Source organism: Janthinobacterium sp. SUN100, from assembly GCF_030397705.1.
GTDB classification, from domain to species: Bacteria; Pseudomonadota; Gammaproteobacteria; order Burkholderiales; family Burkholderiaceae_D; genus Janthinobacterium; species Janthinobacterium kumbetense.
The window spans coordinates 566642-581471 of the sequence record NZ_JAPUBU010000002.1; the positions used below are offsets into that span (position 1 = coordinate 566642).

General features: G+C 61.1%; 14 protein-coding genes. 6 read left to right on the plus strand and 8 right to left on the minus strand.

Annotated elements, in window-relative coordinates:
• Positions 1-79: 79 nt before the first annotated feature.
• Both O0881_RS14755 and O0881_RS14760 read right to left on the minus strand, forming a co-directional pair.
• Positions 80-277, minus strand: a complete 198-nt coding sequence (locus tag O0881_RS14755; RefSeq protein ID WP_099664811.1) for a hypothetical protein — start codon at positions 275-277, stop codon at positions 80-82.
• A 276-nt stretch (positions 278-553) separates the two neighbouring features.
• Positions 554-1975 carry a PLP-dependent aminotransferase family protein gene (locus tag O0881_RS14760; protein WP_289911920.1) on the minus strand — a complete coding sequence of 474 codons (1422 nt, stop codon included), beginning with the start codon at positions 1973-1975 and terminating at the stop codon, positions 554-556.
• A gap of 180 nt (positions 1976-2155) precedes the next feature.
• Here O0881_RS14760 and O0881_RS14765 point away from each other — a divergent pair, with 180 nt between their 5' ends.
• Together O0881_RS14765 and O0881_RS14770 are read left to right on the plus strand one after the other, a co-directional pair.
• Positions 2156-2446, plus strand: a complete 291-nt coding sequence (locus O0881_RS14765; RefSeq protein ID WP_289911921.1) for a DUF2917 domain-containing protein — start codon at positions 2156-2158, stop codon at positions 2444-2446.
• The gene (locus O0881_RS14770) at positions 2443-3183 is read left to right on the plus strand and encodes an NAD(P)-dependent oxidoreductase (protein WP_289911923.1); all 741 of its coding nucleotides are present in this window, start codon (positions 2443-2445) and stop codon (positions 3181-3183) included. Before O0881_RS14765 ends, O0881_RS14770 begins: the two co-directional genes overlap by 4 nt.
• 3 nt (positions 3184-3186) lie before the next feature.
• Here the strand turns inward: O0881_RS14770 and O0881_RS14775 are convergent, their stop codons facing one another.
• From O0881_RS14775 to O0881_RS14785, 3 genes are all read right to left on the minus strand, one after another.
• Positions 3187-4494, minus strand: a complete 1308-nt coding sequence (locus tag O0881_RS14775) for a replication-associated recombination protein A (RefSeq protein ID WP_289911924.1) — start codon at positions 4492-4494, stop codon at positions 3187-3189.
• A 73-nt stretch (positions 4495-4567) separates the two neighbouring features.
• Entirely contained in the window at positions 4568-5224 is a 657-nt protein-coding gene (gene lolA / locus O0881_RS14780; RefSeq protein ID WP_035826475.1) for an outer membrane lipoprotein chaperone LolA, read from the minus strand.
• A gap of 3 nt (positions 5225-5227) precedes the next feature.
• The gene (locus tag O0881_RS14785) at positions 5228-7588 is read right to left on the minus strand and encodes a DNA translocase FtsK (RefSeq protein ID WP_289911925.1); all 2361 of its coding nucleotides are present in this window, start codon (positions 7586-7588) and stop codon (positions 5228-5230) included.
• A 216-nt stretch (positions 7589-7804) separates the two neighbouring features.
• Between O0881_RS14785 and trxB the strand changes: the two genes are divergently transcribed.
• From trxB to O0881_RS14800, 3 genes are all read left to right on the plus strand, one after another.
• On the plus strand, positions 7805-8758 hold the full coding sequence (gene trxB, locus O0881_RS14790) for a thioredoxin-disulfide reductase (RefSeq protein WP_289911927.1): 954 nt from the start codon (positions 7805-7807) through the stop codon (positions 8756-8758).
• A gap of 7 nt (positions 8759-8765) precedes the next feature.
• Complete coding sequence (locus O0881_RS14795) at positions 8766-9440, plus strand: Smr/MutS family protein (protein ID WP_289911929.1); 675 nt, start codon at positions 8766-8768, stop codon at positions 9438-9440.
• Positions 9441-9563: 123 nt separating this feature from the next.
• A complete protein-coding gene (locus O0881_RS14800) occupies positions 9564-10193 on the plus strand; it encodes a trimeric intracellular cation channel family protein (RefSeq protein ID WP_034786156.1) in 630 nt (209 codons plus the stop codon).
• 215 nt (positions 10194-10408) lie between these two features.
• Here O0881_RS14800 and O0881_RS14805 read toward each other — a convergent pair whose 3' ends face one another.
• Both O0881_RS14805 and O0881_RS14810 read right to left on the minus strand, forming a co-directional pair.
• The gene (locus tag O0881_RS14805) at positions 10409-10747 is read right to left on the minus strand and encodes a P-II family nitrogen regulator (RefSeq protein WP_034758685.1); all 339 of its coding nucleotides are present in this window, start codon (positions 10745-10747) and stop codon (positions 10409-10411) included.
• Positions 10748-10788: 41 nt separating this feature from the next.
• Positions 10789-12405 (minus strand): NAD+ synthase, encoded by a 1617-nt coding sequence (locus O0881_RS14810; RefSeq protein ID WP_289911931.1) that lies wholly within the window; start codon positions 12403-12405, stop codon positions 10789-10791.
• 90 nt (positions 12406-12495) lie between these two features.
• On the opposite strand from O0881_RS14810, the gene O0881_RS14815 reads away from it, so the two are divergent.
• Entirely contained in the window at positions 12496-13629 is a 1134-nt protein-coding gene (locus O0881_RS14815; protein WP_289912236.1) for a GNAT family N-acetyltransferase, read from the plus strand.
• Between the two features lie 52 nt (positions 13630-13681).
• Here the strand turns inward: O0881_RS14815 and ppa are convergent, their stop codons facing one another.
• Complete coding sequence (ppa, locus tag O0881_RS14820; RefSeq protein WP_034786159.1) at positions 13682-14224, minus strand: inorganic diphosphatase; 543 nt, start codon at positions 14222-14224, stop codon at positions 13682-13684.
• Positions 14225-14830: the final 606 nt, after the last annotated feature.

Sequence of the window (14830 nt, forward strand, 5' to 3'; positions counted from 1 at the left end):
TTTGCGCAAGGTCAACCATCGTCATGGCGGCCTGGCCGGGCACTCGCGCCCGCTTTACATTTTCTGCTTGGCTTATTGCTTAAATGAACGCGGCTTTTTCGGCAGCGGTCAGGCGGCGGGCGCTGACGGTAACGACAGGCATGTCTGCGGCCTGGGCGATCACGCTGCTGCTGGCGCTCACTTCCAGGGTATTCGCGCCGGCGGTGGCGAAGCTGGCGCCGATGGCGATGATGGCGGCGGCGACAAAGGTGATTTCCATGTTTTTCAGTGCGTTCATGATGTGACTCCTGGTTAGTTTGTTTCGTTGACTGCTGCTGGTATGGTGGTACTTTAGCCAACGGCCGCAAACAACGCCACCGGCTTGCGACCAGCGGCGAAAAACAGGGAGCGAACGGTGAAAAACGGGGACTGAAGGGAAAACAAGGGAATGAACAACGCCTGACAAAACCGTAGCGAGCGGCAGTGATTTGTGGCTAAGAAGCGCAACCGTGCTAGAGCACGGTGAGCATCGCAGGCCGCAAAGCGCGCCGCGCAGTAGGTTTTGACAGGCGTTCTACAAGGCGTCCTTGACGAGATGCCCCAGGCGGCCGATAGCCTGCTCGATGCGCGGCGTCCACGCATTGCCGCAATTGAGGCGCAGATAATTGCCGAACTTGCCCGAGGCCGAGAACAGCTGGCCCGGCATATACGCCACGCCGTCCGCGATCGCCTGGCCATGCAGGGCCAGCGCATCGACTTGCGGCGGCATCTGCACCCACAGCACGAAACCGCCCTGCGGCTCGGACAGCATGCAGTCCGCCGGAAAGCTGGCCGCCACGGCGTCGGACATGCGGGCGATGCGCTGCACCAGGGTGCGCCGCATCTTGCGCAGCTGCTGGTCGTAGCTGCTGCCTTCCAGAAAGTCGGCCAGCACGGCCTGGAAGAAATGGCTGGTGGCGCCGCTCGACACGGTTTTCAGCAGCGCCACTTCCTGCGCGAAACGCCCGGCCAGCACGTAGCCCACGCGCGACGCGGGGGTGATCGCCTTGGAAAACGAGGAGCACAACAGCACATTGCCGCTCGTGTCATAGGCCTTCACGGGCCACGGACGCTGCGGCGCAAAGCACAGGTCGCCATATACGTCGTCTTCCACCAGCGGAATATTGAATTCCGACAGCAGCCCCGCCAGCCGCTTCTTGTTTACTTCCGGCATGACGCAGCCGAGCGGGTTGTTCGCGTTCGGCACGAACAGGCACGCTTGCACGAGGCCGGCGCGCAGGGCCAGTTCCAGCGCGTCGAGCGACGGCCCCGTCTTCGGGTCGGTGGGAATTTCCAGCGCCTTCATGCCCAGGCTTTCGATCATCTGCAGCAGCACGAAATACGTGGCCGACTCGATGGCGATGGTGTCGCCCGGCTTGGCGACGGCGCGCAGGCACAGGCTGATCGCTTCCGTGCAGGAATTCGTCACGACGATCTCGTGCGGGTCGAGCTTGCCCCAGTCCAGCGCCCGGCGCGCCACCTGGCGCAGGAAATTGCCTTCGCTGATGTCGTAGCAGCTGACTTTACTCAGCAGGACGGGATCGCGCCGCGCCACGGCGCTGATGGTGCGCTGCATGCGCTTGATCGGCAGGATCTCGTCGGGCGGCCATGCCGTGCCCAACTGCACGATATTCGCCGTTTCGTTATCCTTCAGCACGCGCATCAACAGATTGTTGATGCCGACAAAGGCCGGCTCCTTCAGGTGCTGGGCGTCGGCGCTGCAGGGCCGGCGCGGCGCCCGGTGGCGCACGAAATAGCCGGACTGGGGCCGCGCATCGACCTGCCCCCGGTCTTCCATCAGGCGCAAGGCTTGCATCACGGTACTGATGGAAATGCGCTTTTGCTGCGCCAGGTGGCGTATCGACGGCAGGCGGTCGCCGGGCGCGAACACGCGCGAGTCGATCAGCGCACCCAGCTCGTTGGCCAGGTGTTCGTACAGATTCAAATGCGCGCTCATGTTCATCCCTTCAGTATGCGGCGGCCGCGCGGGGCCGGCACAGATACAGTTGTCCGCTTTTTTGATAAGCACAGTCTACGGCGAAGTGTACTGTATTCATCACAATTTCGATTTCCTGCATCTGTCATGGTTCACGGCAAGGGCCTAAGCTGTTCCTGTCAGCACAACAGGAGCGACGCCATGCATACCGACCACGAATTACGCAACGAACGGCCCTTGCGCCTGGAAAAAGCGCACGCCAAGGTCATCGAATGCCTGTCCGGCACGGCGTGGATCACGGCCTACGCCCAGTTCGAGGATTGCGTGCTGCGCAGCGGCGAACGCTACACGATACCGAATGACGGCCTGGTGCTGGTCGAAGCCGTGGGTAGCGGACACATCCGCGTCCATGGCACGGCCGCACCGCGCCCCGCCCTGCTGCGCTGGCTGAACCTGGCACTGCCTCACACCTTGAATATTAGGAATACATGACTCAAGCACCACCACCGCGCGTCCTCGTCACGGGCGCCGCCGGCGTTATCGGCACCGTTTTCTGGAAGAGCCGGCACGGGGAATTTTCCCTGCGCCTGGCCGACCTGCACACAGGCAAGCTGGCCGAAGCGCCCTGCCCGTTCATTCAGCTCGACGTGAGCGACTATAGTGCCTGCCTGGCCGCCTGCGCCGGCATCGACATGGTGCTGCACCTGGCCGGCGTGCCGCACGCCAGCGCCGATTTCGATGCGCAACTGCTGCAACCGAACGTCATCGGCACGCACAATATCTTCCGCGCGGCACAGGCGCAAGGCGTGAAAAGAGTCGTGTTTGCCAGCAGCGCACAAGCCGTGGAAGGCTATCCGCTCGATGTGCAGGTGCACGAGCACATGCCGGCGCGCCCGGCGAACATGTATGGCGCCAGCAAGGCCTTCGGCGAAGGCGTGGCCTCCGCGTTCGCCCACCAGCATGGCATGACGGCGATCGCCGTGCGCATCGCCAACGTGGCGCAGTTTGAGAAAGGTCAACAACACAGCGCGCGCGACATCGCCGCCTTCATCAGCGAGCGCGACGTGGTGCAATTGCTGGCCCGCTGCATCGCCGCCGACGTGCCGCCCGGCTACCACGTCGTGCATGGCGTGTCGGACAACCGTTATAAACGCTTGTCGATCGCGGCGACGCGCCAGCTGGTGGGCTACGCGCCGCAGGATGACGGTTTTACCTTGCTGGGCCTGTAAGCCTCAGCCCTTCCCTGCCTTCCTGTCCAGCTCGCGCAGCCACGCCAGCTTGTCGGCGATCTTGCTTTCCAGGCCGCGCGGCACGGGCTGGTACCAGCCTGGTTCCGCCATGCCGTCCGGAAAATACGTTTCACCGGCCGCATACGCATCAGGTTCATCGTGCGCATAGCGGTAGGCGTGGCCGTAGCCCAGTTCCTTCATCAGCTTCGTCGGCGCATTGCGCAAGTGCACGGGCACTTCCTTCGATTTATCTTTCTTGACGAAGGCCATGGCCGTGTTGAACGCGTTGTAGCCGGCATTGCTTTTCGCGGCAATCGCCAGGTAAATCACGGCCTGGCCCAGCGCCAGCTCGCCTTCGGGCGAACCGAGCCGTTCATATGTTTCCGCCGCGTCATTGACCATGGTCAAAGCGCGGGGATCGGCCAGGCCGATGTCTTCCCAGGCCATGCGCACGATGCGCCGCGACAAATAACGGGGGTCGGCGCCGCCGTCGATCATGCGGCAAAACCAGTACAGGGCCGCGTCCGGGTTGGAACCGCGCACGGACTTGTGCAGGGCGGAAATCTGGTCATAGAAATTGTCGCCGCCCTTGTCGAAGCGGCGCGAATTCAAGGTGAGCGCATTGTCGACGAAGGCCGCGTCGATTTTGGTCGTGCCCGTCGAGCTGGCGGCCGTCTCGGCCTGCTCCAGCAAATTCAGGAAGCGCCGCGCATCGCCGTCCGCGTAGCCGATCAGGGTGTCGGCCGCCGCCTCGTCGAAGCTCAGGTGCATCAAGGCCGTGGACTGCGCCTTGGCCAGCAACTGCTTCATCTCGTCTTCGTTGAGCGATTTCAACACATACACTTGCGCGCGCGACAGCAGCGCCGAATTGACTTCGAAGCTGGGGTTTTCCGTCGTCGCGCCGATGAACGTCACCAGGCCCGATTCAACGAAGGGCAGCAAGGCGTCTTGTTGCGATTTATTAAACCTGTGGATTTCATCGACGAACAATAAGGTGTGCTTGCCGAACTGGTCCAGGCTGTGGCGGGCCTGGTCCATGGCTGCGCGGATATCTTTCACGCCAGCAAATACGGCCGACAAGGCGATGAATTCACTGTCGAAGGCATTCGCCATCAGGCGCGCCAGGGTGGTCTTGCCCACGCCGGGCGGTCCCCATAAAATCATCGAGTGGGCCTTGCCCGCTTCAAACGCGAGGCGCAGCGGCTTGCCCGCGCCCAACAGATGCATCTGGCCGATGACTTCGTTCAGGGTGGCTGGCCGCAAGGCTTCGGCCAGCGGCTGGCGAGGCGCGGTGGAAAAGAGATCCGCCATAATGAGTTACCTAATAAGAATGCAAAAGCCCCGCATTGCTGCGAGGCCGGCTCATACGCAAGGCGCGACAGTCTTAATTATTAATGACGTCGGCGCCCTTGGGCATGACAAATTTAAAGTGATTGGCCGAAAGCGCCGGATTCTTCTGGAAGTTCTTGAACGCCAGCACCGAGGTCTGACCGAACGAATCGCGCAATTCCATCGCTTCCGGCACGCCGTTGCGCAGGCCGATGGTGATTTCATCGAAGGTCGTATCCTTGGCCTTCGGCGTCGCTTTCAGCCATTCCAGGCCATCGCGCGTGCCCGCTTCGGCCAGGGTGAAATTCTTTTCCAGGTCGTTGCTGCCGAACAAGATGGCCGCCGGCGAGGAACCGAGCGCGTCGCCCAGTTTCTTGACCGTCACCTGGCTCAAGTCCTTGTCGTAGATATACAGCTTGTCGCCGTCCGCTTGCAGCAACTGCTCGTACGGCTTCAGGTAGGTCCAGATGAACTTGCCCGGACGGGCGAACTCGAACGTGCCGCTGGCCGGCGTCGACACTTTCGCCTTGCCGCTGGCGTCCGCCTTCTTGACTTGCCGCTGCACGAACTCGCCCTTGGCCGACTTGGTGCCGGCCGCAAAGCTCTTGAATTGCTCGAGCGCGCTGGCCGAGGCGCTGGCCGCGAACAGCAGGCTGCAGGCAACGCTGGCCGCGCCGATCATCATTTTTGCTGCGAAAGTATTGCTTTTCATTCTTTACCCTTGTTCGGCACTTGCCGCCGGCACCAGGATTTCCCGGTTGCCATTGGATTGCATGGTTGATACCACCCCGCTCTGCTCCATCTGCTCGAGCAGACGGGCGGCGCGGTTGTAGCCGATGCGCAAATGGCGCTGCACCAGCGAAATCGAGGCGCGGCGGTTTTTCAGCACCACCGCCACCGCCTGGTCGTACAGGGCATCGGCCTCGCCGCCGCCCTCGCCCGGCGCGCCGCCTTCGGCACCGTCGCCTTCCAGGGTGCCGCCTTCGAGGATGCCCTCGATGTAATTCGGTTCGCCCTGCAGCTTCAAATGGCTGACGACGCGGTGGACTTCTTCATCGGACACGAACGCGCCGTGCACGCGCATCGGCAAGCCGGTGCCGGGCGGCATGTACAGCATGTCGCCCATGCCCAGCAGGGTTTCCGCGCCCATCTGGTCCAGAATGGTGCGCGAGTCGATCTTCGACGACACCTGGAAGGCGATACGCGTAGGAATGTTGGCCTTGATCAAACCCGTGATCACGTCTACAGATGGGCGCTGCGTGGCCAGAATCAAGTGCAGACCGGCGGCGCGCGCCTTTTGCGCGATACGCGCGATCAATTCCTCGACTTTTTTACCCACCACCATCATCAAATCGGCCAGCTCGTCGATGATAATGACGATGGTCGGCAGTTTTTCCAGCGGCTCCGGCGCATCCGGCGTCAGGCTGAACGGATTCGGGATGTGTTCTTCGCGCTTTTTCGCGTCGGCAATCTTCGCGTTGTAGCCGGCCAGATTACGCACGCCCATCTTGCTCATCAGCTTGTAGCGGCGTTCCATCTCGTTCACGGCCCAGTTCAGCGCGTGGCCGGCCTGGCGCATGTCGGTGACGACGGGCGCCAGCAAGTGCGGAATGCCTTCGTAGACGGACATTTCCAGCATCTTCGGATCGATCAGGATCAGGCGCACGTCGAGCGGGTCGGATTTGTACAGCAGCGACAGTATCGTCGCATTGATGCCGACCGACTTACCGGAACCGGTGGTGCCGGCCACCAGCAAGTGGGGCATTTTCGCCAGGTCGGCCACGACGGGCTTGCCGGCGATATCCTTGCCCAGCGCAATCGTCAGGCTGGACACGCCATCGTTGTAGACCTTGGAGCCGAGGATTTCCGTCAGGCGCACGATCTGGCGCTTGCTGTTCGGCAATTCCAAGGCCATGTAATTCTTGCCAGGAATAGTTTCCACGACACGAATCGACGTCAAGGACAGCGAACGGGCCAGGTCGCGCGCCAGGCCGACGATCTGGCTGCCTTTGACGCCCGTGGCCGGCTCGATTTCATAGCGCGTGACCACAGGGCCGGGGTAAGCGGCCACTACCTTGGCATCCACGCCAAAGTCCGAGAGTTTCTTTTCGATCAGGCGGCTCGTGAATTCCAGGGTTTCCACGGAAACCGTTTCCACCACGGGTGGCGCCTCGTCGAGCAGCGACAAGGGCGGCAGCTTGCCATCGCCCAGGTTCTCGAACAGATGGGCCTGGCGTTCCTTTTCCACGCGCTCCGATTTCACGACGGTGACCACCTGCGGCTCGATCTTCACGGGCGGCGCGGCCACATGCTTTTCCACGTGCTTGGCCCGTTCGATGACCACCACTTCGTCGCGGCGCACGGCGGCCACTTCGCCCTGGCGGCGGTCTTCGCGGTCCTGGTAGCGCAGCACGAACCAGTTGAAAGCGTCTTCGATGGCGCCGCCGATGCGCTCGGCCACTTGCAGCCAGGACACATGGAAGAACAGGCTGAAACCCAGGCCAAACAGCAGCAACAGCAATAAAGTGGCGCCCGTGAAACCGAACGCCACGTGGGCCGAGTGGCCCACCAGCTGGCCCAGCACGCCGCCCGGATCGCGCGGCAGCTGCACGTGCAGGCTTTTCGCCATGCGCAGGTATTCGAGGCCCATGCTGCCGATCAGCATGATGGAGAAGCCGACGATGCGGATCAGCATCTCGACATGGTGCTCGCGCTCCACCTCTTCCTCTTCCAGCAGGAAGCGCTTACTCAGGCGGCGATAGCCATGCCACACCGTGCGCAGCAGCCACACGCACCACCACCAGGCGGAAAAGCCGAAGATATACAGCAACAGATCGGAAAAGGTGGCACCGAGCTTGCCGCCCAGGTTGGCGACCTTGTCGACGTTGGTGGCGTGCGACCAGCCCGGGTCAAGCTTGTTGAAGCTGGCCAGGATCAGCACGAAATACAAGGCAAACGCGGCCAGCGCGAACCAGCGCGCCTCGGACAACAGCCGCACCAGCCGGTTGGGCAGGGGCCGGCGTTCGACCGGTTTTCGGGTATAGCTATTTTGATTGGCCTGGGCTGGTTTAGTCATTCTGGGAAGCGCTGCAAGGTGAAAAATGTTTCTGAAAGGGAATTTCCCATAATAAGGAAGTATTCTAAGCCATATATGCCCCGGACGGCCCCACGATTCGTCGCTACAGGCGGCTTGGTCTATAATCGTGGATTGCTTGCGCAAGCGCAATACGCCCTTGTTCTTCGCGCGTATGCCCCCAATTCGGATAGACCCCACTCATAGAGAAGCCTCATTATGACCACTACCAAACACGCCCGCGTTTTGATCCTCGGCTCCGGCCCAGCCGGCTACAGCGCCGCCGTCTACGCCGCCCGCGCCAACCTGAACCCGATGCTGGTCACCGGCGTGGAACAAGGCGGTCAGCTGATGACCACCACCGACGTGGAAAACTGGCCAGGCGACCCGATGGGCGTGCAAGGTCCGGACCTGATGCAGCGCCTGCTGCAGCACGCCGAGCGTTTCAATACGGAAATCGTGTTTGACCACATCCACACCACTTTCCTGAATGAAAAACCGATCCGCCTGAAGGGCGACAGCCACGAATACACGTGCGATACCCTGATCATCGCCACGGGCGCATCCGCGCAATACCTGGGCCTGCTATCGGAAGCGGAATTCATGGGCAAGGGCGTCTCCGCCTGCGCCACCTGCGATGGCTTCTTCTACCGCAACCAGGAAGTAGCCGTCGTCGGCGGCGGCAACACGGCCGTCGAAGAAGCGCTGTACCTGTCGAACATCGCCAATAAAGTCACCCTGATCCACCGCCGCGACAAGTTCCGCGCGGAAGCGATTTTGATCGACCGCCTGAACGCCAAGGTTGCCGAAGGCAAGATTGTGTTGAAATATAACCACACCCTGGACGAAGTGACGGGCAACGAAGGCGGCGTGACGGGCTTGAACATCAAGTCGACCATCGACGGCAAGGTTGAAGCGCTGAGCGTGCACGGCGTGTTCATCGCCATCGGCCACAAGCCGAACACGGGCATCTTCGAAGGCCAACTGGAAATGCACAACGGCTACATCAAGACCAAGACGGGCCTGGAAGGCATGGCCACCGCCACCAGCGCGCCGGGCGTGTTTGCCGCCGGCGACGTGCAAGACCACATCTACCGCCAGGCCATCACCAGCGCCGGCACGGGTTGCATGGCAGCACTGGACGCCCAGCGCTACCTGGAAGGCCAGGAGTAAGCGTCGCATGGCGTCGATGAAAGACTTTGCCGACCTGAAAGCGGTCAGCAAGCAGCTCAAGGAGCAGGCGGACGCGCGCGCGCAAGCTGCGGCGGAGCGCGTCCAGCAAGCCAAGGTGCAGGCCGTGGAAAGCAATCTGTTCAAGGCCAGCATCGGCGGCGTCAAGCGCCTGCCCGAGTCGGACCGCTACGTGCCCAGCCTGCCCAAGGCCGGCGCCATGACGGCCCAGCAGCCGGCGCGCAAGCTCTCTCCGGAAGAGGACGACGCGGCCGTGCTGCGCGAATCGCTGTCGGACTTGTTCGAAGTCGACCATTACCTGGAAAACGATCCGGCCCTGAACTACGCCCGCCCCGGCGTGGGACCGGACGTCGTGAAAAAGATGCGCAAGGGCCACTGGCCCGTGCAGGATGAGCTGGACTTGCACGGCTTGCGCCGCGACGAGGCGCGCGACGGCATCGGCGCCTTCCTGAACCAGGCGACAAGGCGCAAGCTGCGCTGCGTGCGCGTGATCCACGGCAAGGGTTTCGGCTCGAAAGGCCAGGAACCGGTCTTGAAATCGATGGTGCACAGCTGGCTCGTGCAAAAGGATGAAGTTGTGGCCTTTTGCCAGGCGCGCCGCTCCGAAGGGGGCGATGGCGCGCTGGTGGTATTGCTTTCTTCCGCACTGCAGCCCATCCGCTAGGCTTGACAGCAAGCAATTACAATTCAGTCACCAGTTCCGCACTGCACACGGCCCCGTTTGTCACCATTCGGGGCCGTGTCATGTTAACCTGTGACAATTATTTCCTGCTCAAGCGCTCCACCCATGATGCCACCCCAATTGCCGCCTGGCTCGCTGATCAAGATCATTGAGGTCATCGCCATCCTGGTGGGCGCGTTTTCCGGCTTCATCGAAGCGCGCCGCAAGCGCATGGACCTGGTCGGCGTGTTCGTCGTGGCCTTCATCACGGCATTCGGCGGCGGCACCCTGCGCGACATCCTGCTCGACAAGCGGCCCCTGTTCTGGGTGTCGCACCAGGAATACGCAATTTTGATCTTCGTGCTGGCCCTGACGGCCGCGCCCCTGATCCAGCATTTGCGCCAGATCGTCTCGGAACGCCTGATCGTCATCGCCGACGCCATCGGCCTGGGCATGTTCGCCATCGCGGGCGTGGCCGAAGCCATGCGCGCCGGCATGCCGATCTTTATTGCCTCGATGATGGGGGTGATTACGGGGATTTTCGGCGGCGTGATGCGCGACATCGTCTGTAACGAAGTGCCGATGGTGTTTCGCGACGGCAAACCGTATGCGATCTGCGCGTTTTTCGGCTGCTGGGCTTATTTATTGCAGATGCACTTCGGCGCCGAGCACGACTTCGCGCTGTGGACCAGCGCCAGCGGCATCACCATCTTGCGCCTGATCTGCTGGAAATTCGACATGCGCTTGGGGCGCTGAACGGTGCTGATGCGTAATCCATAATATTATTGGCAACTCATGTCGGATTACGCGCTGGCGCTAATCCGACCTACGGTCTGCTGAAGAACATCTACATAGCGCCTGCCAGAAGCGTAGCGAGCGGCAGCGATTTGTGGCTAAGAAGCGCAACCGTGCTGAAGCACGGTGAGCATCGCAGGCCGCAAAGCACGACGCGCAGTAGCTTATGGCTGGTGCTAGACGGCGTCTGGACCCGTTTCGCCCGTACGGATGCGGATGACCTGCTCCACGTCGCGCACGAAGATCTTGCCATCGCCAATCTTGCCCGTGCGGGCCGCCTTGATGATGGCGTCGACCACCAGTTCCGACACGCTGTCGTCCACCACCACTTCGACTTTGACTTTCGGCAAGAAGTCGACCACATACTCGGCGCCACGGTACAGCTCGGTATGGCCTTTCTGACGGCCAAAGCCCTTCACTTCCGTCACGGTCAAGCCCGTCACGTTCACATCGGCCAGGGCCTCGCGCACTTCGTCGAGCTTGAATGGTTTGATGATGGCGGTAATCTGTTTCATGGCTACTCCTTAAAATTGTTGGATTGTGGACAGATGGCTGCTTACTCGTAGAACTTGGAAGTGATGGGATAGCGCCAGTCGCGGCCGAAGCCACGGTGCGTGACGCGGATGCCCACCGGCGACTGGCGCCGCTTGTATTCATTGATCTTGATCAGGCGCGTGATTTTCGCCACGTCGGCCGGCGGGTAGCCAGCCTCGATAATGTCGGCGATCGGCCGATTTTCTTCCATGTACAACTGCATGATGCCGTCGAGTATTTCATACGGCGGCAAGGAATCCTGGTCCAGCTGGTCGGCGCGCAGCTCGGCCGACGGTCCGCGCGTCAGGATACGCTCGGGTATCACGTCCGACACGCTGTTGCGGTACGCGCACAGGCGGTAGACGAGGGTCTTGGCGATATCCTTGATCACGGCAAAGCCGCCCGCCATGTCGCCGTACAGGGTGCAATAGCCAACGGCCATCTCGCTCTTGTTGCCCGTCGTCAAGACGATGCTGCCATGCTTGTTCGACAGGGCCATCAGCAAGGTGCCGCGGATGCGCGCCTGGATATTCTCTTCCGTCGCGTCTTCCGCCAGTCCCGCGAACTCCTCGGCCAGGGTGGCGCGGAAGGCGTCGAAAGTTTGCTTGATCGGAATTTCATCGTAGCGCACATCGAGGCGTTTTACCATGTCGCGCGAGTCTATCCACGAGATATCGGCCGTAAATTGCGACGGCATCATGACGGCGCGCACCTTGTCGGCGCCCAGCGCATCGACGGCGATGGCCAGGGTCAGCGCGGAATCGACGCCGCCCGACATGCCGATCAGCACGCCAGGGAAGCCGTTCTTGCCTATGTAGTCGCGCACGCCCAGCACCAGCGCCTGGTACACCTGCGCTTCGGTGGTCAACGGTGCGGCCAGCGGCTGCGGCACGGGGGTGGCGCCGTCGAAGTCGACGACCTGCAAGTCTTCCCCGAAATGGCGCAGCTGGGCGCAAATCGTGCCGGCCGCATCCATGACAAACGAGTCGCCGTCGAAAATCAGCTCATCCTGGCCACCGACCAGGTTGGCGTAGACGAGGGCCATGCCTTGCGCGCTGACGTTCTTGCGCATGGTTTCATAGCGCAGATGCTGCTTGTTCATGTGGTAGGGCGAGCCGTTCGGCACCAGCAGCACTTGCGCGCCGGCCGCGCGGGCGCGCATCGGTGCGCGCTCGAACCACGTGTCTTCGCAGATATTGATGCCGAAACGCACGCCTTTCACGCCAAACACGAAAGCCTGGTCGGATGACGTAAAGTAACGTTTTTCATCGAACACGGTCGTATTCGGCAAGTCGTGCTTGCGGTAGGTGCCCAGCACTTCGCCGTTCAGCAACACGGAGGCGGCATTGTGGCGCACGCCCTTCTCGTCTTGCAGGGGCAAGCCCACCACCACGTGCAAATCCTTGAACTGGGCCAGGTCGGCAGCCAGTCCCGCAAACGCTTCCTGCGTTTTTGCGTAGAATGCATTGCGCAACAACAGGTCCTCGGGTGGATAGCCGACCAGCGACAGTTCCGGCGTGAGCACGATATCGGCGCCCGCCTCGAACGCGCGGCGGGAAAGGTCGAAGATCTTGGCACGGTTGCCGGCCAGATCGCCGACCGTACTATTCATTTGAGCAATTGCGACTTTGACTGTCATGATGATGATGGATATTTCGTTCTATTAAACAAGACAGGGGCGCGCAGGCCGATGGCGGCGCCCCGAGAGTGATGAATGCACACTACAACAATGAATTATCGCACGGCTATCGTCACTACCCTGGCTGAAATTGGCGAAGCGGCCTGGTCTGAACTGCTGGCAAGCCAGGCGGACGCCACTCCCTTCCTTTCCTACGCCTTTTTGCACGCGCTGCACGAGTCCGGCTGCGCCAGCGCGGACACGGGCTGGCAACCGAATTACCTGGTGCTGTGGCAAGGCGAGGTGCTGGCCGCCGCCCTGCCCCTGTACCTGAAGATGCACTCGTACGGCGAATACGTGTTCGACTGGGCCTGGGCCGATGCATATCAGCAACATGGTCTCGAATATTACCCGAAACTGCTGTCCGCGATACCGTTTACGCCCGTCAGCGGCACGCGCTTGCTGGCCCGCGATGGCGAGGCGCGCGCGGCCCTGCTGGCCTTCCTGCAGGCCCAGCAGCAAGCCAGCGAGGTATCGTCCTGCCACATCCTGTTCCCGCCGGAAAGCGAAGCGCGCCAGCTGGAGGAAGCTGGCTACCTGATGCGTAGTGGCGTGCAGTTTCACTGGCTCAATCCGGGCTACACGGATTTCGAGCAATTCCTCGCCACCCTGGAACACAAGAAACGCAAGAATATCCGCGCCGAGCGGCGCAAGGTGCGCGAAGCGGGCGTCACCCTGCGCCAGGTGCGCGGGGTGGATGCTCTTGATGCTGACTGGAAACTGTTCCACCGCTGCTACAGCAATACCTATGCGGAACACCGCTCCTCGCCTTACCTGAGCCTGGACTTCTTCCGGCGCATAGCCTTCAGCATGCCGCAGAACATACTCCTGGTGATCGCCGAGCGCGAAGGCCGGGCCATTGCCGCCTCGCTGGTGATCCACACGGCCGACACCCTGTATGGCCGCTACTGGGGCGCGCTCGAACACGTGCCTTGCCTGCATTTCGAGACGGCGTATTACCAGCCGCTGGAGTTTTGCATCGCCAACGGCATCGCCACCTTCGAAGGGGGCGCCCAGGGCGAGCACAAGATGGCGCGCGGCTTCCTGCCGCAAAAGACCTGGTCCGCCCACTGGCTGGCGCACCCGGCCTTTGCGGACGCCGTGCAGCGCTTCCTCGAGCGCGAACGGGGCGGCATCGACGCCTACCTCGATGAATTGAACGAGCACAGCCCGTTTCGCGCATAAAAAAACGCTCCCGGCCATCGCAGGCGGGGAGCGTTTTTCTTACCGGGTGTTCTTAGGCTTTGGCGGCGTCGGTCTTGAAGGCGGCAACGCCGTTCAAGATTTCTTCCTTGGCCACTTCAGGACCATACCAGCCGTCGATCTTGACCCATTTGCCTTTTTCCAGATCCTTGTAGTGCTCAAAGAAATGCTGGATCTGGCGCAAGCGCAGCTCGTTCAGGTCTTCCGGCTTTTGCCAGTGGCTGTAGATCGACAGGACCTTGTCGACTGGCACGGCCAGCACTTTCGCGTCTTCGCCCGACTCGTCGGTCATTTTCAGCACGCCGATAGGACGGCAGCGCACGACCACGCCCGGGATCAGCGGGAACGGGGTGATGACCAGCACGTCGACCGGGTCGCCGTCCGGCGACAGGGTGTTCGGCACGTAGCCGTAGTTGCACGGGTAATGCATGGCGGTACCCATGAAGCGATCGACGAAAATCGCGCCGCTTTCCTTGTCGACTTCGTACTTGATCGGATCGGCGTTCATCGGGATTTCGATGACGACGTTGAAATCGTTCGGCAGATCGCGGCCGGAAGAGACGTTATTCAAACTCATGGGGTTCCTCATTAGCGGATTGTGTTTTAACCGCGCAATTATAGCGAAGTACAGGCAGCTTGTGCGATGCAGCAGCGGCCCGCCGGCGTTTTGCGCGTCCAGCCAGCAACAGTGGCGTGCATGGCCCGCCGGCGCGCGCAGCCGGCCATCGAGAGAATAAACAAACCATCGGCAATAATAAGTATAAACACCTAAGCAATACTACCGATTCCTTGAATTAATGCCGATGGAATATCTGCGTATTTTCATTTGAATATCGCCACACGCCAGGCATGGTTATTATAATCCGCATTGCATTTTTTGCAGCCACTTATAACAACAGTCTTATTCTCATTCATTCCGCGGCGCCCCTGCATTATTGCGCGACACCCCGTCCCCTGCCCTCCAGGCGGCCTGCCAGCCCCGCAAAATCGTTATCCAGCATAATATTTGTTCTTATTTGAAGTGTTTATTTGATTCAAATAAGAGCCCCGCCAAAAAATGGCGCTACCGGAAGACAATCATCAATTCTGATAAACTGTCACATTCTGGTGATTCCAAACTTTGTATATTCTGCAATCGACGCCTTCCCTGAATTCAATATGGCGCATCACGCGCCACCGATAA